This window comes from Nocardioides sp., assembly GCF_014360585.1.
In the GTDB taxonomy this organism is placed as follows: Bacteria; Actinomycetota; Actinomycetes; order Propionibacteriales; family Nocardioidaceae; genus Nocardioides.
The window spans coordinates 99,864-119,425 of record NZ_JACIXG010000006.1; the positions used below are offsets into that span (position 1 = coordinate 99,864).

Annotated in this window: 20 protein-coding genes; 8 read left to right on the forward strand and 12 right to left on the reverse strand. The window is 69.6% G+C overall.

The annotated features are described in order from the left end of the window. Positions 1 to 34 precede the first annotated feature (34 nt). Complete coding sequence (locus H5T77_RS03790) at positions 35 to 679, reverse strand: hypothetical protein (protein ID WP_292645238.1); 645 nt, start codon at positions 677 to 679, stop codon at positions 35 to 37. 211 nt (positions 680 to 890) lie between these two features. On the opposite strand from H5T77_RS03790, the gene H5T77_RS03795 reads away from it, so the two are divergent. After that, complete coding sequence (locus H5T77_RS03795; RefSeq protein ID WP_292645241.1) at positions 891 to 2,243, forward strand: glycoside hydrolase domain-containing protein; 1,353 nt, start codon at positions 891 to 893, stop codon at positions 2,241 to 2,243. 73 nt (positions 2,244 to 2,316) lie between these two features. Here H5T77_RS03795 and H5T77_RS03800 read toward each other — a convergent pair whose 3' ends face one another. Both H5T77_RS03800 and H5T77_RS03805 read right to left on the reverse strand, forming a co-directional pair. Beyond that, on the reverse strand, positions 2,317 to 2,823 hold the full coding sequence (locus tag H5T77_RS03800) for a YflT domain-containing protein (protein ID WP_292645243.1): 507 nt from the start codon (positions 2,821 to 2,823) through the stop codon (positions 2,317 to 2,319). 28 nt (positions 2,824 to 2,851) lie between these two features. Continuing rightward, entirely contained in the window at positions 2,852 to 3,403 is a 552-nt protein-coding gene (locus H5T77_RS03805; protein ID WP_292645245.1) for a TetR/AcrR family transcriptional regulator, read from the reverse strand. A gap of 171 nt (positions 3,404 to 3,574) precedes the next feature. Between H5T77_RS03805 and H5T77_RS03810 the strand changes: the two genes are divergently transcribed. Together H5T77_RS03810 and H5T77_RS03815 are read left to right on the forward strand one after the other, a co-directional pair. After that, positions 3,575 to 5,014, forward strand: a complete 1,440-nt coding sequence (locus tag H5T77_RS03810; protein WP_292645247.1) for an MFS transporter — start codon at positions 3,575 to 3,577, stop codon at positions 5,012 to 5,014. Between the two features lie 92 nt (positions 5,015 to 5,106). Then, positions 5,107 to 6,462 carry a glycoside hydrolase domain-containing protein gene (locus H5T77_RS03815; RefSeq protein WP_292645249.1) on the forward strand — a complete coding sequence of 452 codons (1,356 nt, stop codon included), beginning with the start codon at positions 5,107 to 5,109 and terminating at the stop codon, positions 6,460 to 6,462. Between the two features lie 100 nt (positions 6,463 to 6,562). Here H5T77_RS03815 and purQ read toward each other — a convergent pair whose 3' ends face one another. Both purQ and purS read right to left on the reverse strand, forming a co-directional pair. Then, positions 6,563 to 7,231 (reverse strand): phosphoribosylformylglycinamidine synthase subunit PurQ, encoded by a 669-nt coding sequence (gene purQ / locus H5T77_RS03820; protein ID WP_292645251.1) that lies wholly within the window; start codon positions 7,229 to 7,231, stop codon positions 6,563 to 6,565. Next, complete coding sequence (gene purS, locus H5T77_RS03825) at positions 7,228 to 7,479, reverse strand: phosphoribosylformylglycinamidine synthase subunit PurS (RefSeq protein WP_183547970.1); 252 nt, start codon at positions 7,477 to 7,479, stop codon at positions 7,228 to 7,230. The genes purQ and purS overlap by 4 nt, the downstream gene beginning before the upstream one ends. Positions 7,480 to 7,557: 78 nt before the next feature. Between purS and H5T77_RS03830 the strand changes: the two genes are divergently transcribed. Further along, on the forward strand, positions 7,558 to 8,790 hold the full coding sequence (locus H5T77_RS03830; RefSeq protein WP_292645258.1) for an MFS transporter: 1,233 nt from the start codon (positions 7,558 to 7,560) through the stop codon (positions 8,788 to 8,790). Between the two features lie 132 nt (positions 8,791 to 8,922). Here H5T77_RS03830 and H5T77_RS03835 read toward each other — a convergent pair whose 3' ends face one another. From H5T77_RS03835 to H5T77_RS03845, 3 genes are all read right to left on the reverse strand, one after another. Then, entirely contained in the window at positions 8,923 to 9,849 is a 927-nt protein-coding gene (locus H5T77_RS03835) for a type IV toxin-antitoxin system AbiEi family antitoxin domain-containing protein (protein WP_292645261.1), read from the reverse strand. A gap of 153 nt (positions 9,850 to 10,002) precedes the next feature. Continuing rightward, a complete protein-coding gene (locus H5T77_RS03840; RefSeq protein WP_292645262.1) occupies positions 10,003 to 11,565 on the reverse strand; it encodes a long-chain-fatty-acid--CoA ligase in 1,563 nt (520 codons plus the stop codon). A 130-nt stretch (positions 11,566 to 11,695) separates the two neighbouring features. Then, complete coding sequence (locus H5T77_RS03845; RefSeq protein ID WP_292645264.1) at positions 11,696 to 12,604, reverse strand: phosphoribosylaminoimidazolesuccinocarboxamide synthase; 909 nt, start codon at positions 12,602 to 12,604, stop codon at positions 11,696 to 11,698. 53 nt (positions 12,605 to 12,657) lie between these two features. On the opposite strand from H5T77_RS03845, the gene H5T77_RS03850 reads away from it, so the two are divergent. Beyond that, a complete protein-coding gene (locus H5T77_RS03850; protein ID WP_292645266.1) occupies positions 12,658 to 13,254 on the forward strand; it encodes a hypothetical protein in 597 nt (198 codons plus the stop codon). 3 nt (positions 13,255 to 13,257) lie between these two features. Here the strand turns inward: H5T77_RS03850 and H5T77_RS03855 are convergent, their stop codons facing one another. The 4 genes from H5T77_RS03855 to purB form a co-directional block, all read right to left on the reverse strand. Beyond that, complete coding sequence (locus H5T77_RS03855; RefSeq protein ID WP_292645268.1) at positions 13,258 to 13,836, reverse strand: putative antibiotic biosynthesis monooxygenase; 579 nt, start codon at positions 13,834 to 13,836, stop codon at positions 13,258 to 13,260. Positions 13,837 to 13,934: 98 nt separating this feature from the next. Beyond that, entirely contained in the window at positions 13,935 to 14,831 is an 897-nt protein-coding gene (locus H5T77_RS03860) for an oxygenase MpaB family protein (protein WP_292645270.1), read from the reverse strand. Between the two features lie 40 nt (positions 14,832 to 14,871). Beyond that, entirely contained in the window at positions 14,872 to 15,273 is a 402-nt protein-coding gene (locus H5T77_RS03865) for an NUDIX hydrolase (RefSeq protein WP_292645291.1), read from the reverse strand. Further along, the gene (purB, locus tag H5T77_RS03870; protein ID WP_292645272.1) at positions 15,270 to 16,703 is read right to left on the reverse strand and encodes an adenylosuccinate lyase; all 1,434 of its coding nucleotides are present in this window, start codon (positions 16,701 to 16,703) and stop codon (positions 15,270 to 15,272) included. Before purB ends, H5T77_RS03865 begins: the two co-directional genes overlap by 4 nt. Positions 16,704 to 16,750: 47 nt before the next feature. Here purB and H5T77_RS03875 point away from each other — a divergent pair, with 47 nt between their 5' ends. The 3 genes from H5T77_RS03875 to H5T77_RS03885 form a co-directional block, all read left to right on the forward strand. Beyond that, on the forward strand, positions 16,751 to 17,965 hold the full coding sequence (locus H5T77_RS03875; RefSeq protein WP_292645275.1) for a DUF4032 domain-containing protein: 1,215 nt from the start codon (positions 16,751 to 16,753) through the stop codon (positions 17,963 to 17,965). A 25-nt stretch (positions 17,966 to 17,990) separates the two neighbouring features. Beyond that, a complete protein-coding gene (gene purD / locus H5T77_RS03880; RefSeq protein WP_292645277.1) occupies positions 17,991 to 19,277 on the forward strand; it encodes a phosphoribosylamine--glycine ligase in 1,287 nt (428 codons plus the stop codon). Between the two features lie 22 nt (positions 19,278 to 19,299). Beyond that, positions 19,300 to 19,562: hypothetical protein (locus H5T77_RS03885; protein WP_292645280.1), on the forward strand; the 263-nt coding region annotated here is incomplete at its 3' end.

The window sequence follows — 19,562 nt, forward strand, 5'->3', positions numbered from 1 at the left end:
TGCCTGATCCCCCGAGTCGTCACCCCGGGTCTGGTCATCTGGGTAGCCCGCGCCACTCCCGCAGGTCGCGGATCTCACCGAACTCCTCGAGGGCCGCCCGGGCGACCTCGGCGTCCCCGGCGTACGCCGAGACGGTCCAGCCGTGGCCCTCGACCATCTCGGCGGTGATCCAGGTGGCTTCGCCGTGCGGGGTCGGCAGCCGGCGCGGACGCCAGGAGAGCGACATCGCCCCGTCGGTGCGCTGCTCGACCCTCGGGGTCGAGCCGGTGGCGGCGTACTTCTTCCGCCCGGCCTGCCACTCGCCCCAGTGGGCGTAGTGGAGGTGGACATGGTCGCCGCGCCAGGACATCGAGCACTCGACGAAGAGATCACGCCCGCCGGCCTCGCGGCGGGTGCACTCACCGCCTCGGGCAGCGTCTTCGTGGCCAGGGAAGACCCAGCTCAAGCCGCCCTCACCCCGCGGATCCGGACAGCGGGTCAGCGAGCCGGACCCGTTCCCGTCCCAGCAGACGTAGGGTGTGTTGGTCCGCTCGGTGGTCGAGCTGACCTGGTCGGCGGCGGCGAACGGACCGACCACCTCGCCGCCGTGGGCGACATGGATGATCCCCGCGACCGTGAGCGCGAGCATGACCGTGATCGCGAAGAGGACGGGCGTCACCCGGTCACGTCGCTCCTGCACAGGCCCCACCCCCTAGCAGCTCGTCCTTTACCAAGGTAACGCCGTAGCGCGGCTTTGGTTAGGGCCAATGAACCAGGGACCAAGGTCCTTTTGTGTCGGCTGCCGAGCTTCGACCACCGCCGGGCAAACCTGATGTCAGATCAACCAAACCTCGCCATCTAGGCGAGTCCTCTGGTGTCCATGTGACTGTTGTGACTACCGTGACGAAACTATGGGGGATTTCATCAGGATCAGGTACGTCAGACGGGCGCTCGGCGCCGGTTTGATGGCCGGCGTGGTGGGGGTCGCGGGGCTCGCCGCACCCAGCCCGGCGGCCGCGGCCAACCCGGTCACACCGGGCAGCTTCACCGGTTTCGGCTTCGACCAGTGCGAGGCGCCGTCGCAGACGGCGATGGACCGCTGGTGGAAGCACTCCAACTTCGGCGCGGTCGGCATCTACATCGCCGGCAACTCACGCGGCTGTCGCAAGCAGACGAACCTCAGCGCGACCTGGGTGCGCAAGCAGCAGGCCCGCGGCTGGCGGCTGCTGCCGGTCACGCTCGGGCCGCAGGCGTCCTGCAACCCGCACTTCCCGCGCTATCGCGACGACCCGCGGATCAGCGCCAACCCGACCAACCAGTACGCCGCGGCCAAGCGCCAGGGCCTCAGCCAGGCCAACGCGACCGTGGACGCCGCCAAGCGCTACGGCATCGCCGCCGGAAGCACGATGTTCTACGACCTCGAGGGCTTCAACACCGGCAACAAGCGCTGCCGTGAGTCGGCGATGTGGTTCGTCTCGGCGTGGAGCCACCGGGTCAAGAAGCTCGGCTACCGCCCCGCGATGTACTCGAGCGCGGCGTCCGGGGTCAAGGCGATGTACGCCGTCTGGAAGGCTCAGCCCCGCGGCTTCGTCTACCCCGCGGACCTGTGGATCGCCGACTGGGACGGCCGCGCCGACACCTCGACCAAGTACCTCCCTGACACCCCCTGGAACCCGCACCGCCGCGTCAAGCAGTACCGCGGCCCGCACAAGGAGACCCACGGCGGTGTGACCATCGAGATCGACTCGAACTACGTCGACCTCGGCCGCGGCTCATCCGCCCGTCCGGTCACCCACTGCGGCGGCGTGCCGGTCAGCTTCACCAGCTACCCCGACCTGAAGCCGCGGACCAGCTCGTACACGCCCTCACCGATCTACACGAAGGCGCTCGAGTGCATGCTCCGCGAGCGCGGGGGCTTCAACGGCGCCATCGACGGGACGTACGACGCGGGGCTGGTCAGGTCGGTCAACGCCTGGCAGCGCTCGCACGGCCTGGCGGTGAGCAAGACCTGGACCAGGGCCGCCTGGAAGACGCTGTGGGCGGCCAACAGCCGACCGCTGCTCAAGCGCGGATCCACCGGCGAACCGGTCCGCGACCTCCAGCGTGCCCTCAACGCCACCACCGCACCCGAGCGCGCGAAGATCACCGGCGTCCTCGACGAGAACACCCACGTCGCCCTCGTCGCCTATCAGAAGCGCCTCGGACGGACTCCGACCGGCACGGCCACCGAGGTCACCTGGTACGACCTCGCCCACGGCCGCTGACCCGCGCTCGGGGTTGTGAAGCCGAGAGTGACCTATAGACCACTCTCAGCTTCACAACCCCACAGGCGTGCGCTCAGGCGAACGGGTTGGGGAGAGCGCCGGGGAGACCGGCGAGGAGCTCGCGAGCCCGGGCCGCGACCTTGTGCTCGACCAGGACCTCATACTTCGTCGGCACGATGACCTTGACGCTCGAGAAGTCGCGGGTGCCGCGGGTGGCGGCGTAGCCGATCAGCGACCAGATGAGGCCGAAGACGACGCCGAGGAGCATCGTCGACAGCAGGATGAACAGGAAGTTGTCGTCACCGAAGAGCGACATGATCAGGCCGACGAAGACACCGAGCCAGGCTCCGGAGAGAACGCCGGCGAGGGCGACCTTGCTCCAGGTGAGGCGGCCGGTGATCCGCTCGATCTGCTTCAGCTCGGTGCCGACGATCATGCAGTTCTCGACCGGGAACTCGTGGTCGGCGAGGAAGTCGACCGTCTTCTGCGCGGCGGCGTAGTCGTCGTAGGTCGCGAGCGACTGGGGAAACTCCAGCTTCAGCGGGCTCTGCGGGTTGCGGACCGGCGAGTTGAAGGACATGCCCCCAGTGTGCCCCACGGCCGGCGAGTCAGGCCTTGAGCACGCCGTTGGCGATGACGTCGAGCATGGGACGTACGTCCTCGGGGGCGAGCGAGGAGTGGTCGGCCATGGTCGCGACGCCGCCGAGGAGGCGGCACACGTCGAGGTTGTCGACACCCTCACGCAGCACGCCGTGGTCGGCCATCTCTGCGAGAACACTCTCGTTGGCGTCGGCGTAGGTCTGGCACTTGGTGCGCAGCGGCGAGTCCTGACAGCCCAGCGAGGCCGTGATCTTGGCGGCGGCGCCCTGGTGGCGGGTCAGCAGAGCGACGTACTCCTCGAACCAGGCGAGCAGCTTCTCCCGGCACCCGCCCTCGGTCGCCATCGCCTTCTCGACCTGTCCGGCGACCTCCTCGATCCACGTCGCCATGATCGCCTCGTGGAGCGCCTCGCGAGTGGGGAAGTGACGGTAGAGGGTGCCTGGACCGACGCCGGCACGCCGAGCGACCTCGTCCAGGGGCGCGTCCAGACCGCGCTCCTTGAAGACCTCGTGAGCGACCTCGATCAGCCGCTCGCGGTTGCGCTGCGCGTCGGCTCTCATCCGGACCTCCTCAGTGGCTCCCGCAGGGATGCGGGCCCTCAAGTTAACAGCAGTCTTCGCCGCAGCATTCAAATCCGTTGCTAATCGGAGACTCTCTCCGCTAATCTCAATTAAGCGGAGCATGTCTCCGTTTCACTGTACTCCTCCTCCGTCTCCAACAGGAGCTCTTGAATGACATCCACCGTGGCACCACCCAAGCCACCCGCGGCCACCAAGGCCGCCGGCGCCGGGATCGCCCTGGTCCTGGTCGCCCAGCTGATGATCGTGCTCGACTCGGCCGTCGTGAACGTCGCACTCCCCCGGATCGCCGGCGATCTCGAGTTCACCCCGGCGGCCCTCACCTGGGTGCTCAACGGCTACTCCCTCGCCTTCGGCGGCCTGCTGCTGCTCGGCGGTCGCCTCGGCGACGTCTTCGGCAGGCGGCGTACGTTCGTGGCCGGCCTCGCCGTCTTCACCATCTTCTCCCTGGCCGGCGGGCTCGCACCGACCGACGACCTGCTGGTCATCGCCCGCGCGCTGCAGGGCTTCGGGGCCGCGATCGCCGCGCCTCAGGTGCTCGCCCTGCTGACCACCTCCGCGAAGGACGAGGCCGGTCGCGCCAAGGCGATCGCGCTCTTCGCGGCGGTCTCCTCCAGCGGTGCCTCGATCGGGCTGATCCTCGGCGGCATCCTCACCGACATCGCGTCGTGGCGCTGGACGCTGTTCATCAACGTACCGATCGGCCTCGTCGTGCTCGCCCTCGTCGGCCGTCTCGTCTCCGAGACCGCACCGCGACCTGGACGCTTCGACATCGTAGGCGCGGTGACCGCCACCGGCGGTGCGGCCGCGATCGTGTGGTCGCTGATCGGCGCCCCCGAGCACGGCTGGACCTCCGCGCGCACGATCGGCGGCATCGTCGTCGGCCTGCTCCTGCTGGTCGCCCTCGTGGTGACCGAGCGTCGCGTCGCTCACCCGCTGCTGCAGCTCCAGCTCTTCGACAGCCATCGCCGCGTCGCCGCCTTCATCGCCGCGGTCGGGCTGGTCGGTGCCCAGTTCGCGACGTTCTACCTCACCGTGATCTACCTGCAGGGCGCGCTGGGTCTGGGGCCGCTCGCCTCCGGTCTGGCGTTCCTGCCGCTCACCCTGATGATCTTCGCGATGTCCCGGGTGGCGCCTCGGATCGCGGCCCGGATCGGCATGCCCGGCGTGCTCGTCCTCGGTGCCACGGGCCTGACCGGCTCGTTCGTGTGGCTGAGCACGCTCACCGAGACCAGCACGTACGCCGGCGCCGTCCTGGCTCCGTTCCTCCTCAACGGCGCCTTCGCCTCCCTCGTCTTCACCTCCACCACGGCCCTCGGCCTGGAGGGAGTCGACGCCGCCCACGCCGGCGCGGCATCGGGCCTGGTGCAGACGATGCAGCAGCTCGGTGGCGCCATCGGTCTGGCCGTGATCGCCTCGGTCTACGTCGCCAACGGCACCCCCGGCGAGGTCGTCCCGGGTATGCGCGAGGCCTTCTACGCAGCTGCCGCTCTGGGTGCACTTGGCGTCATCGCCTCGCTGAGCGTGGTGCTCCGCCGACCCTCCGGGAGACGTTCGTACGTCGCCGGGCGAGCGGCCGTCGAGACCGACTGAGATCACCGCGCACGACATCGGGGACATAGGACCCAGGGCACGAGTCGTTCGGCCCCTGACGCCCGAGGCAGCGGGCCTGCTATTGACAAAGCATGGGGGTTTTCACTCGATTCAGGGGCACCCGGCGCATCCTCGCCGCCGGTGTCATGTCAGGCATCATGGCCGTCGCGGGGCTGGCTTCGGCCGGCCCCGCGACGGCCGCCAACCCGGTCACTCCGGGCAACTTCACCGGCTTCGGATTCGACCAGTGCCAGGCTCCGTCGCAGACCGCGATGGACCGATGGTGGAAGGACTCGAACTTCACCGGCGTGGGCATCTACATCTCCGGCAGGTCGCGCGCCTGCCGCACCCAGACGCATCTCTCGGCCACCTGGGTGCGCAACCAGCAGGCGCGCGGGTGGCGGCTGCTGTCGATCACGCTCGGCCCGCAGGCCTCGTGCAACCCTCGCTATCCGCGCTACGGCGACGATCCGAAGATCAACCCTGATCCGGCCGGCCAGTACGCCGCGGCCAGACGCCAGGCGATCAACGAGGCCAACGCGGCGGTCACCGCGGCCAAGGGCTACGGGATCGCAGCCGGCAGCACGATGTTCTACGACCTCGAGGCCTTCGACATCACCGACCGGGTCTGCCGCGAGTCGGCGATGTGGTTCATCTCGGCGTGGAGCTACCGGATCAAGGTGCTCGGCTACCGCTCGGCGATGTACTCCAGCGCGGCGTCTGGGATCAAGGCGATCTACGACGTCTGGCGAGCCCAGCCGAGCGGGTTCACCTATCCCGCCGACCTTTGGATCGCCGACTGGGACGGCCGCGCCAACACCTCGACGACGTACATCCCGGACTCGGTGTGGAGCGACCACGACCGGGTCAAACAGTATCGAGGTGGCCACGACGAGACCCACGGTGGCGTCACGATCAACATCGACTCCGACTATCTCGACGTCGGTCGCGGCTCCTACGCGCCGGCGGTGGTCCGGTGCGGTGGCGTACGCGTCGACTTCGCCTACTACCCCGACCTCAAGCCGGCTACGTCGACCTACACACCGCCGGCGTCGTACGTGAAGGCGCTCAAGTGCATACTCAAGACCCGCGGCACCTTCAACGGAGTGATGAGCGGCTACTACGGCTCCGCACTGCGCTCCGCGGTCCACAACTGGCAGCGCAGTCACGGCCTGGCAGTCCGCGACCTGTGGACCCGCGGCGCCTGGAAGACGCTGTGGGCCGCCAACCGGCACCCGATCCTGAAGCGCGGCTCCGCCGGCGACCAGGTCCGCGACCTCCAGCGTGCCCTCAACTCCACCACCCGCACTGGAGAAAGGGTCAAGGTCACCGGGGTGCTCGACTGGAACACCCACGTCGGCCTGGTCGCCTACCAGCGGCGCCTCGGGCGCACGACCAACGGCATGGCAACGGCCGTCACCTGGTACGACCTGTCGCGGGGCCGCTGAGCTGGCCCCCGTCAAGGTATGCAGCCGAAGGCTCACGCCCCTAGCGGAACTCCGCACGGGATGTGTGCCTTGACCTGCATACCTTGACGGAGGAACTGCCTCAGGCGAAGGCCTTCTCGGCCAGCGAGGTGAAGAAGCCGAGGCCGTCGGTGCCGGAGCCGGTGAGGGTCTCCACGGCGTGCTCGGGGTGGGGCATCAGGCCGACTACGTTGCCGGCCTCGTTGGTGATGCCGGCGATGTCGTTGACCGAGCCGTTGGGGTTGACGTCGAGGTAGCGCGCGACGACGCGGCCCTCGTCCTCGAGCCGCTTGATGGTATCGGCGTCGGCGACGTACTGACCCTCGCCGTTCTTCAGCGGCACCACGATCTCCTGGTTCTGCGTGAACGCAGAGGTCCAGGCGGTCGAGGTGTTCTCGATGCGCAGCTTCTGGTCACGGCAGATGAACTTGAGGTGGTCGTTGCGCAGCAGGCCGCCGGGGAGCAGGTGGGACTCGACGAGCATCTGGAAGCCGTTGCAGATGCCGAGCACCGGCAGACCCTTCTGCGCACCCTCGATGACCTCGGTCATGATCGGCGCGAAGCGGGAGATGGCGCCGCAGCGCAGGTAGTCACCGTAGGAGAAGCCGCCCGGCAGGATCACCGCGTCGACGCCCTGCAGGTCGTGGTCGCCGTGCCAGAGCGCGACGGCCTCGTTGCCGCCGACACGGACCGCGCGCTGCGCGTCGACGTCGTCGAGCGTGCCCGGGAAGGTGATGACGCCGATCTTCACTTGGCCGGCTCTTCCACGCGGACGACGAAGTTCTCGATCACCGTGTTGGCGAGGAAGGTCTCGGCGAGCTTCTCGATCTGGGCGAGCGCGTCGTCGGTGATCTCAGGGATCTCCAGCTCGAACCGCTTGCCCTGACGGACCTCGGTGACCCCGGTGAACCCGAGCCGCGGCAGGGCGCCGAGAACGGCCTTCCCCTGCGGGTCGAGAATCTCGGGCTTGGGCATGACGTCGACGACAACGCGAGGCATGGCTGCAGTGTATGTGGCAGCATGCCGCTCACCTAAACCGATCGCTATCGGCAGCTCCGGGATCTACTGTCGGTCCTCGTGCGCCATCTCCTGATCGACATCGCACCGCTGCGTACGTCTCGGACTTTCCGCCGGTTCTTCATCGGGCGGGCGGTGTCCGGCCTCGGCGGGCAGATCGCGATCGTCGCGGTGATGTATCAGGTCTGGGAGACGACCCACAGCCCCTTCTGGTCCGGCAGCGTCGCGCTCGCCCAGCTCGTGCCGATGCTGGTCGTCGGCCTCTGGGGCGGTGCGGTGGCGGACCGGGCGGACCGGCGCTCGATCCTGATCGTCACCACCATCGTCCAGATCGTGCTGGCGCTGCTGCTGACGGCCCAGGCGCTGTGGCTGGGCACCTCATCGTCCTCGCTCGCCCCTGTCCTCGTGCTGGTCGCGCTCATGGCCGCCGCCCGCTCGGTCGCCGCCCCCGCAGGCATGGGCGTGATCCCGCGACTGCTCCCCACCGACCAGGTGGCCGCCGGGCTCGCCCTCAACCGGCTGAGCTTCCAGGGGTCGATGCTCGTGGGCCCAGCGCTGGGTGGGCTGATCATCGGCTATGCGGGCCTGGAGGTCGCGTACGCCGTCGACTCGCTCTCCTTCGTCGCCGGTCTCCTCGGCGTCGTCGGACTCCCCCGCCTCGCCCCCGTGACCAGGACGAACGGCGGCGGAGTCCTCGAGGGACTGCGCTTCGCAGCCACCCAGCCGGTCGTCCGCGGCGTGCTCCTCGTCGATCTGGCAGCCACTGTCCTGGCGATGCCGGTGAGCCTGTTCCCGCTGATCAACGAGGAGCGGTTCGGCGGCGACCCACGTACGCTCGGGCTGTTCCTGACCGCGATCGCGGTCGGCGGTGTCGCGGCCTCGCTCATGTCCGGCTCCTTCACGAGGCGCAGCCGGCCCGGCCTGATCACGATCGGCGCCGCGGCCGTGTGGGGCGCCAGTCTCGGCGCCGTCGGACTGGCCACCTCGGCCTGGCTGTGTCTGGTCCTGCTCGCGATCGCCGGTGCCGCGGACTCGGTCAGCGTGGTCACCCGCGGGACCCTGATCCAGATCGCCGTGCCCGACGACCTGCGCGGCCGCACCGCCGCGGTCGAGATGATCGTCGGTGCCGGCGGCCCGGAGGTCGGCAACCTTCGCGGCGGCGGTGTCGCCGAGCTGACCTCGGGCTCGTTCGCCCTGGTCAGCGGTGGCATCGCCTGCCTCCTCGCACTGGCCGCCGTAGGCGCCACCTCGCGCCAGATGCTCACGTTTCGTACGGATCGGGACGCCGTTTAGCTCGACCTTGCCCCAGGGCGGCGGCCTCACGATCGTGGCAGTCATCGCAGTGCTCCGCGCGGCGCCAGACCTGTGGCACTACGTGGCCACAAGCTCGAAGATCGCAGCCACCAGATGACTGCGATCTTCGAGTTAGTCAGGGTCCGGTGAGCAGTCCGAGCACGGCGTCACCTCGCCCGGCCAACCGCCGCGACCGAGCAGCTCACCGATGCGGGTGGCAGTCCGGCACGGGGCGCCGAGAACCTGCCCGTAGGTGAGCCGGACCGTGCGCAGGTTGCGAGCGACCGCAGCGTCGAGGTCACGTGCGTGGTCGGCGTCCCAGGCGGCCGCGCTGCGGTGAAAGGCGCGGCCGTCGAGCTCGACGACCAAGCCGTACGCCGCATAGATGACATCACGCTCGACCGAGACTCCCGCGATCGAGTCGGCGGCCTGCCGCTCCCCCGGCGGCAGGCCATGGGCGCGCTCGACACGTCTCAGATATTCACGCTCGAGCACAGAGCACGCGCCTGCCTTCAGGTCCTCGAGCAACCCGACCATCAGCTGCCGATCAGGCATCCGCCTGCGATGGCCCAGGGCTTCGATGAGCGACGCGGGCCTGATCACCTTCCTCTGGACCAGATCGGCGAGCGTGGCGAACGCCTCCGGGACACCGCCGGCGTCGACAGCAGTGTCGATGGCCGCCTCCGCGAGGAGCTGCCTGGGCGGGAAGGCGGCCCAGTCGACGTACCCGTCGAAACGAGCGCGTCGCCGGACGATCACGCCGTCGGGTGCGCGCACGGTGCGACTCATCGGGACCATCACCTCGATCGGCCCCCGCTCCGGGGGCTTCGGCAGGGCAGAGCGCCCGGTCAGCGCGGCGGGCCAGCACGCCAGCACCGCCGCCCAGGCGCGCTGACCCCAGGTCGGGTTGCCGGTGTGATTGACGTAGACCCCTGGGTGGATCACCGCGAGCTCACGGTTTCGTACGAGGCGACGGATGTCGTGGTCCTCGGCGTGCAGCTCGCGCAGCTGTCTCCTGGAGATGACTCCGCCCTGGATCTCGTCGCGCAACCGTTCCATCCCGTCATGGTCGAACGGCTGCTTAGAGTCCCCGGAGTCCCTCATATGGCATTCATATCCCGAGGAACAGCTCCCCACGCACAAACTCGAAGATCGCAGCCACCAGGTGACTGCGATCTTCGAGCTACGGCTGCTGCCGGCGTACGAGATGTCCTACTTGAGCTCGCGCTTGAGGATCTTGCCGGTGGCGGTCATCGGCAGGGCGTCGACGATCTCGACGATGCGCGGGTACTTGTAGCTCGCCATCTGCTCCTTGGCCCAGGCGATGATCTCCTCGGGGGTCGCGGAGGCGCCAGGCTTGAGCACGAGGACGGCCTTGATCTCCTCGCCGTGGGAGTCGTGCGGGACGCCGATCACGGCCGCGAGCGAGATCGCCGGGTGGGTCAGCAGGACCTCTTCGATCTCGCGCGGGTAGACGTTGAAGCCGCCGCGGATGATGAGCTCCTTGGCGCGGTCGACGATGTAGTACCACCCGTCCTCGTCACGCTTGGCGAGGTCGCCGGAGCGGAACCAGCCGTCCTCGGTGAGCACCTCGGCGGTGGCCTCGGGGCGGTTGTAATAGCCCTTGAAGATGGCGTGGCCCTTGATCGCGATCTCACCGATGGTGTCGGGGGTCCACTCGACCTCGTCCCAGGACGCGGGGTCGATGAGCTTCATCTCGACGCCGGGGATCGGGACACCGATCGAGCCCGGACGCACCGGCTGGCCGAAGACCGAGAACGACGCCACCGGCGAGGTCTCGGAGAGGCCGTAGCCCTCGAGGATGGAGACTCCGAAGCGCTTCTCGAACTCCTTGTGGATCTCGACCGGGAGAGCGGAGCCACCGGCGACGGCGAGGCGGAGGTTCTTGGCGAGCGTGGCGACGTCGGTGTCCTCGGAGAGAGCGCCGAGGAGGCCCCAGTACATCGTCGGGACGCCGGCGAAGAAGGTCACGCTCTCCTTGAGCATCGTCGCCAGCGCGGCCGCGGCGTCGAAGCGCGGCAGCAGCACGACGGTGCCACCGAAGGCGAAGGCGCCGTTCTGCACGACGGACTGGCCGAACGCGTGGAAGAGCGGCAGCACGGCGAGGTAGGTGTCCGGGCGCTCGGCGTCGGCGCCGAAGAGGTCGGCCCCCGACATCGCGTTGTCGCGCATGTTGCGGTGGCGCAGCTCGGCGCCCTTGGGCTGCCCGGTGGTGCCCGAGGTGTAGAGGATGACCGCGGTGTCGTCCTCGTCGGTGGCCGCCGTGTCGAAGGTCGGCTGCTGGGCCGCGATCCCCTGGCCGAGCGTCGTGACGCCCTCGATCGGCGACGGGGCGGTCGGGTCGGCGGTGATCAGGAAGAAGTCCTCGACCCCGGCCTCCTGCGCACCGGCGTGCGCCTCGGCGCCGATGGCCAGCTCAGGAGTGCCCTGGAACGCGAAGAGAGCCTTCGCGTCGGAGTCCTTGAGGTGGTAGGCCACCTCGCGGCCCTTGAGGAGCACGTTGAGCGGTACGACGGTGGCGCCGGCCTTGAGGATACCGAAGTAGATCATCGGGAAGTAGGGCAGGTTCGGGCTCATCAGGGCAACCCGGTCGCCTGCGCCGATGCCCTTGCTCGCCAGCAGGTTCGCGACCTGGTTCGCGGCGCCGTTGATCTGGGCATAGCTCAGGCGGGTGTCGCCCAGGACGATCGCGGTGCGCTCGGGGTGGTTCGCCGCGGAGTCTTCCAGCAGCGAAGCAAGGTTGTACGTGGACACTTGGCCTCCAGTGGTGTGCGTGCTACGCGTCACAACCTACCCGCGCGTAGCCCCTCAGGGAACAACGTCTCGGTTTTAGTGCGACACGCGTCCCTGAAACTTTGCCTGGGCGCCTCAGAACCCGGGCGCCTCAGAAGCGGTGGCCGGTGAGCTTCTCGTACGCCTCCACGTACTTCGCCCGCGTGCGGGCGACGATCTCCTCGGGCAGCTCCGGCGGCGGACCGCCGGCGGCGCGGTCCCAGCCGGCCTCGGGCGAGAGCAGCCAGCGACGGATGACGTCCTTGTCGAAGCTCGGGATCGCGGAGCCGGGGTGCCACTGGCTCGCGTCCCAGTAGCGGGACGAGTCCGGCGTGAGCACCTCGTCGGCGAGCACGATGGTGCGGATGCCGAGGTCGTCCTGGCGTACGCCGAACTCGAACTTCGTGTCGGCCAGGATGAGGCCGCAGCCGCGGGCGATCTCGTCGGCGCGCTGATAGACCGCCAGGGTCAGTCGGCGCACCGCGGCGGCGTCGTCCTCGCCGATCAGCTTCGAGACGTACTCGTAGGTGACGTTCTCGTCGTGGTCGCCGAGCTCGGCCTTGGTCGCCGGGGTGAAGATCGGCGGGGTCAGCCGGGAGCCGTCGACCAGGCCGTCCGGCAGGCGGATGCCGCAGACCTCGCCGGTGGTCTCGTACTCGCGCAGGCCCGAACCGGTCAGGTAGCCACGCGCGACGCACTCGACGGGCAGCATGTGGAGCTTCTGGGCGACCACGGCGCGGCCGGCCACCGACTCCGGCACGTCGGTGGAGAGGACATGGGTCGGCACCAGGTCCTCGAACTGCTCGAACCACCACAGCGAGAGCTTGGTGAGGATCTCGCCCTTGTCCGGGATGACCGTGTCGAAGACGTGATCGAAGGCCGAGATGCGGTCGCTGGCGACCATCAGGAGCTGGCCCGCGTACGGACCCTCCTCGAGCTCGTAGAGGTCGCGCACCTTGCCGGAGTGAAGGTGCTTCGCGCCCGGGATCGCCGGCGCCGGCGGGATGTTGAGTTCAGCCACGGGATCAGCCTAAGAGATGGGCGGGCTTCGCCCACTGTGGCATCGTTCGAGCCATGGCCGAGACAGCTGAACAGATCTACGCCCGGGTCCAGGCCGCTGGGGAGCTGCCCGCACCGAGCGTGACCGAATGGGACGTCTTCCCGTGGGTCGTACGCGACGGGGAGATCTCGCCCAAGCCGCTCGCTCCCCCGGCCCCCGAGGAGCCGCGCCGCGGTGAGGGCGGGGTGGACTGCAACCTGTGCGGCACCGAGCTGCCGGGCGTGATCTGGCAGGACGAGAGCTGGCGGGTCAAGCACCTGGAGCAGTCCGGGCTGCCGCTGGTGCTGATCCTCGAGCCGCTCGAGCACTACGACCTGCCCGATCTCGACGAGCACCAGGCGGCCGAGTTCGGGGTCCTCACCGTGCGGATCGCCCGGATCGTGGAGAGCCTGCCGAACATCGCCCGCTGTCACGCGATGCGCATCGGCGACGGCGCCGAGCACCTGCACATGTGGTTCCTGGCCCGCCCGAAGGACCTGCCCTCCGTACGCGGCAGCTTCTCCCCCGACTGGGACGACATCCTGCCGCCCGGCCCCGAGGAGCTCTGGCGCGCCGACCTCGCCGAGGTCGCCCGCAAGCTCGCCACCCACGGCGGCGAGGCGCTGGCCTGAGCGTCAGCCGCGCCGCCAGGGCGCCGGGCGGCCGTGCAGGAACCACTCCATGTTGCGGGTGATCCACGGCAGCCCGAAGTAGGTCATGAACGGCACCGTCACGACCATCACGGAGAGCACCTTCAGCGGCAGCGACCAGTCGGTGGTGAGCGGCCCGATCAGCCAGTTGGCGAGCAGGCTGACCGGATAGAACATCAGGAAGATCGTGATCGTCTGCTTCCACCGCGCCGGCGCGGTCGCGACCCCGGAGACCTGCTCGACGTCGTAGGTGCTCGGCGGGTCGAACCACCCCTCGATGCCGGTACGCCGCTCGATCGTGGTCTCCTCGACGAACGGCTCGCCCGCACCCAGCCACCAGGCGCGCTGACGGCTGGTGTCCCAGCTGCCCAGGGTCTCGTGGGAGTCGAAGCGGTAGAGCAGGTGCCACTGGTCGGACGCCGGCGACGGCCGCACCCAGCCCGCGCCGAGGAAGCCGGGGAACTCGCTGGCCAGCCGGATGCCGGCCTGCATCCAGGCGACCATCTCGTCGCGACGCTCCACAGCGACTCGTCGGGCGATGGTCACGGTTACCGGATCGGACATGCCGTCATCGTCGCAGGCAGATCCGCCACTTTCCGATCCGTCGCGTGGGTTTGCGGCCCTTCTGTGGCGAAGATCAAACCGATCCGGCGGCTGAGGGGTCAGACGGCGACGTCGGAGACCCCGGGGATGCTGACGCCGCCGCGGCGTACCAGGGCCTGCTCGCCCCGCTGGACGACCTTGTAGAAGCGCTCGCTCCGCCCCCGCAGCAGCGGTGTCGGCCCGAGGAGCGAGAGCCGGCCGTGAGCCAGGCGGCTGGCGGTGCGTACGGCACGCCATCTAGTCTCCTGGGCGGGCGACCACGGGATGCCGTAGCGCTCCCGGACGAGCGGCGGGAGGCTCCCCTGGACGACGGTCCGGAGCGTCTCGGAGGTCAGCGACCCACCCGGGAGGTGGTAGCCGGCGGTGCCGGCGATGTGGCGCCCGACCAGGCGGGCCTCCTCGACCAGGTGCGGCTCGTCCGACGCGAGCCAGGAGTCGAAACGACGGCGGAAGTCGGGATAGGACGCCGGCGCGGCCGAGGCGGGCATGCCGAAGAGGCCGGCCCAGGTCACGAAGTCGTCGAAGAGCTCCTCACGCTCGGCCGGACGGAGCGGGCGGACCAGGGCGTCGTACATGAACTCTGTCGAGTCCAGCGCGAACGCCGCCGTCCACCACATCAGCCCGGGGTCTGCTGCGGAGTAGGGCGAACCCGCGGGATGGGTGGGGCCGCCGTCGACCGCCATCGCTCCTTCGACGGGTATGTGCCGCTTCGCCGTGAACGCGAGCGCCCGGTCGGCCTCCTCCTTGCTGCCGAGGAAGACCGTCTCCATCAGCCGAGCGGTCAGCGCGAGCCGGGTGTAGGGCGTCGTCCGGTGGGCCGTGTGCTGGGCGGTGCCGACGAAGAGTCGCGGGTGCAGCCCACCGAGCATCAGCGCCCGCTGACCCCAGGTCAGTCCGACGGCCCGCTGGCGCATCGCACGGACCACCATCGAGTCTGCGGCGAAGTACCCAGGCATACCGACAGTCTGCCACCGTCCGGGTCCGACGACCGGTGGTTCAGGCGGGCTCGAGCGCCGGAACGACGTACTCCCTGGTCAACGGCGCGAACTCCGCACCCTCGGTGATCTCGGCCAGGCTCGCCCATCGCAGCTCCGCGATCTCGGAGGCGGCGTCCGGCGTCACCTCGCCGGCCCAGGTGAAGACGGTCGAGCGCACCAGATGGCCCGGCTCGTTGGCGGCGTCCGCCTCGAACTCACCGAGCAGCGTGAGGTCCTGGACCCCGAGCCGTACGCCGAGCTCCTCCGCCACCTCGCGGACGGCCGCCTCCGCGGCCGACTCCCCCGGCTCCAGCTTCCCGCCGGGGAGCATGAACTTCGTGGTGCCGCTCTTGCGGACGGTCAGCATCCGCCCGTCACGGTCACGGAAGACGACCGCCGCGACGGTGATGACGGGGTTCAGAGGATCTCGCCAGGAGCGTAGGCGGCGGCCTCGGGGTAGCGGGCCGTGACGGCCTCCACGCGGCGTACGACCTCCTGCACCTGCGCGACGGCGGCACCGGTGAACTCGATCGGCGCCGCGACCAGCGAGGTGATCTGCTCCTGGGTCAGCCCGAGGCGAGCGTCGGCGCCGAGCTTGGCGAAGACGTCGTTCTCGACCTGCCCCTTGCGCATCGACAGCGCGGTGCCGACGGCGGCCTCCTTGATCGCCTCGTGCGCCTCCTCGCGCCCGACGCCGTTGCGGACGGCGGCCATCAGCACCTTGGTGGTCGCCAGGAACGGCAGGTAGCGGTCGAGCTCGCGCTGGATCACGGCAGGGAAGGCACCGAACTCGTCGAGCACCGTCAGGAAGGTCTGGAAGAGACCGTCGGCGGCGAAGAACGCGTCCGGGAGCGCGACGCGGCGCACGACCGAGTCGGAGACGTCGCCCTCGTTCCACTGGTCGCCGGCCAGCTCGGAGATCATCGAGAGGTAGCCGCGCAGCACGACCGAGAGGCCGTTGACCCGCTCGGTGGAGCGCGAGTTCATCTTGTGGGGCATCGCCGACGAGCCGACCTGGCCCTCCTTGAAGCCCTCGGTGACCAGCTCGTTGCCGGCCATCAGCCGGATCGTGGTCGACAGGTTGGAGGGGCCGGAGACCAGCTGGACCAGCGCCGAGACCGCATCGAAGTCGAGGGAGCGCGGGTAGACCTGGCCGACCGAGGTGAAGACGTTGTCGAAGCCGAGGTGGGCCGCGACCCGCTCCTCCAGGACGGCGAGCTTCGAGGCATCGCCGTCGAGCAGGTCGAGCATGTCCTGAGCCGTGCCCATCGGGCCCTTGATCCCGCGCAGCGGGTAGCGGGCGATGAGCTCCTCGACCCGCTGGAGGCCGACGAGCATCTCGTCGGCGACGGTCGCGAACCGCTTGCCGAGCGTCGTCGCCTGGGCAGCGACATTGTGCGACCGGCCGGCCATGACGGTGGTCTCGTGCTCGCTGGCCAGCCGGCCAAGGCGCGCCAGCGTCGCGACGGCACGGTCGCGGATCAGCTTCAGCGAGGAGAGCACCTGGAGCTGCTCGACGTTCTCGGTCAGGTCCCGCGACGTCATGCCCTTGTGGATGTGCTCGTGACCGGCCAGCGCGGCGAACTCTTCGATCCGCGCCTTCACGTCGTGACGCGTCACCCGCTCACGGGCCGCGATCGAGTCGAGGTCGACACCGGCCTCGCCCTGGGCGACGACCTTCTCGTACGCCTCCACGACCCCGTCGGGGACCTCGATGCCGAGATCCTTCTGGGCCTTGAGCACCGCGATCCAGAGCTGTCGCTCGAGCACGATCTTGTGCTCAGGGCTCCAGATCCCGGCGAGGTCGGCGGCCGCATAGCGGTTGGCGAGAACGTTGGGCACGACAGTCACGGCGAACATTCTCCCATGTTCGATGCCCACCCCACTAACGTGGCGGTATGGCTCTGCAGATCCTCGCCAGGCGGCCCGACCCGGCGATCTACACCCTCCCCTGGTCTCAGGCCCTGGAGGACTGGCCAGACGATGTCGTGGTGCCGCTGACGCGTGGCCTGAGCCGCCATGTCGTACGCATCGTGCGCGTGCGCAACCACCTCTACGCCGTCAAGGAGACCCAGGCCGACATCGCGCGACGCGAGTACGACATGCTGCGCGAGCTGCAGCGCCTCGGTCTACCGACGGTGGTCGCCAAGAGCGTCGTCACCGGTCGCACGGACCACGACGGCAACGAGCTCCGCGCCGCGCTGATGACCGAGCACCTCACCTACTCGCTCCCCTACCGCGCGCTGTTCGAGCGGGGCATGGCCGCCGACCGGCTCCCCAGCCTGATCGATGCCCTCGTGGTCCTGCTCGTCCGCCTCCACCTGGCCGGCTTCTACTGGGGCGACGTGTCCCTGTCGAACGTCCTCTTCGTCCGCGACGCGGCCGGGTTCGCCGCCTACCTGGTCGACGCCGAGACCGGGGAGCTGAAGGCCGAGCTCTCTGACCGGCTGCGCGAGTACGACATCGAGGTCGCCTGCCAGAACATCTTCGGCGAGCTGCTCGACCTGCAGGCGAGCGAAGCGCTGCCGGAGGCCTTCCCGATCGACGCGATCGTCGAGCGGCTGCAGAGCCGCTACGACGTGCTCTGGCGCGAGCTCACCGAGGAGCAGGTCTTCTCCGCCGAGGAGATGTGGCACATCGAGCAGCGCATCGAGCGCCTCCACGACCTCGGCTTCGACGTCGAGGAGCTCGACATCACCGCCAGCGAGGACGGCGACACCGTGGCCCTCCGCCCGCGGGTGGTCGAGCTCGGCCACCACCGTCGCGAGCTGCGTACGCTGACCGGGCTGGACGTCCAGGACGCCCAGGCGAGGCGGATCCTCAACGACATCTCCGCCTTCCGCGCCACCCGCGAGATCGGCGACCTGCCGATCGAGGTCGCCGCCGGCCGCTGGCTGCGCGAGGTCTACGAGCCCATCGTCGCGATGCGTCCGTCCGGCGCCACCGCCAAGCTCACCCCGGCGCAGATGTTCCACGAGATCCTCGAGCACCGCTGGGTGCTCTCCCAGTTCGCGGGCGAGTGGGTCAAGCTCATCAACGCCGCCGAGTCCTACTACGAGGACGTCCTCCACAGCCGCCCCGACGAGGCCGTCACCCCGCCCGCCGCGGAATGAGCGCCGGGTTGCATAAGGTGGCCCCGTGAAGATCCTCGTCGTCGGCACCGGTGGTCGTGAGCACGCGCTCGCTCTGAAGCTCTCCCAAGAGGGGAACGAGGTGTACGCCGCACCCGGGAACCCCGGGATCGCGCAGTTCGCCACGCTCCGGGACGTCGACATCATGTCCGGTCCCGCGATCGCCTCGCTGGCGGGCGAGCTGGGCGTGGACCTGGTCGTCGTCGGGCCCGAGGCGCCGCTGGTGGCCGGGGTCGCCGACGCCGTCCGCGACAGCGGGATCGCCGTCTTCGGGCCGTCGCAGGCGGCCGCACAGCTCGAGGGATCGAAGGCGTTCTCCAAGGACGTGATGTCGGTCGCCGGCGTCCCGACCGCGGGCTCGCGGGTCGCGACCACCCCCGAGGAGGCGGCCGCGGCGCTCGACGAGTTCGGCGCTCCGTACGTCGTGAAGGACGACGCTCTGGCCGCCGGTAAGGGCGTGGTGGTGACGCGTGACCGTGACGAGGCGCTGGCCCACGCGGCTGCCTGCGAGCGGGTCGTCATCGAGGAGTTCCTCGACGGCCCCGAGGTCTCGCTGTTCGCGATCTGCGACGGCTCCCGCGCCTATGCCCTGCAGCCGGCGCAGGACTTCAAGCGGATCTTCGACGGCGGCAAGGGCGGCAACACCGGCGGGATGGGTGCCTACTCCCCGCTCCCGTGGGCGCAGCCGGACCTGGCGGCGGTCGTGCTCGAGACGGTCGTCGAGCCGACGCTCGCCGAGATGACCAAGCGCGGCGCGCCGTTCGTCGGGTGCCTCTACGTCGGGCTCTCGCTGACCGCCAAGGGCCCGAAGGTGATCGAGTTCAACTGCCGCTTCGGTGACCCCGACGTGCAGCCGGTCCTGGCTCTTCTGGAGTCCTCCCTCGGCGACCTGCTCCTGGCGGCCGCGACGGGCGCGCTGGACACCGTCCCCGAGCCGACCTTCTCCGACGGCGCCTCGGTGACCGTCGTGCTGGCCTCGGCCGGCTACCCGGAGTCCTCCTCGAAGGGCGACGTCATCACCGGCGCCGGAAACGCCAACTCGATCAACGACGTGGACGTGATCCACGCCGGCACGGCGATCGTGGACGCCTCCACGGCCGAGGAGCCCGACCACCGCCACCTGGTCACCGCGGGCGGCCGCGTGCTGGCGGTCCGCGCCAAGGGCTACGACATCGACGACGCGCGCTCGCGGGCCTACGCCGCCGCCGACCTGATCACCTTCGACGGTCTCCAGCGACGCTCCGACATCGCGGCCGAGCCGCTCGGAGTGGTCGAGGGCGCCTCGCTGCTTTGAGCCCGGGCGTAGTCTCCCGAGCATGACCTGGGTCGTGTTCGGCGTGGCCGTCGTCGTCGTTCTCGGGCTCATCATCGCCGCCTGCAACAAGGCACTGCGCTCCTCGCGACGCGGCGTGTCCTCCGGGATCGGCGACGGGCTCGGCAGCTTCATCGACGTCTTCGACCCCGGGAACGCGCGCGCCGCGCGCGAACTGAAGGAGCAGGACAACGTCGGTCATGTCGTTCCCTCGCCCGACGGCGACGACCCGCCCCACGGGGTGGACCTGAAGGTCGGACGGGTCAC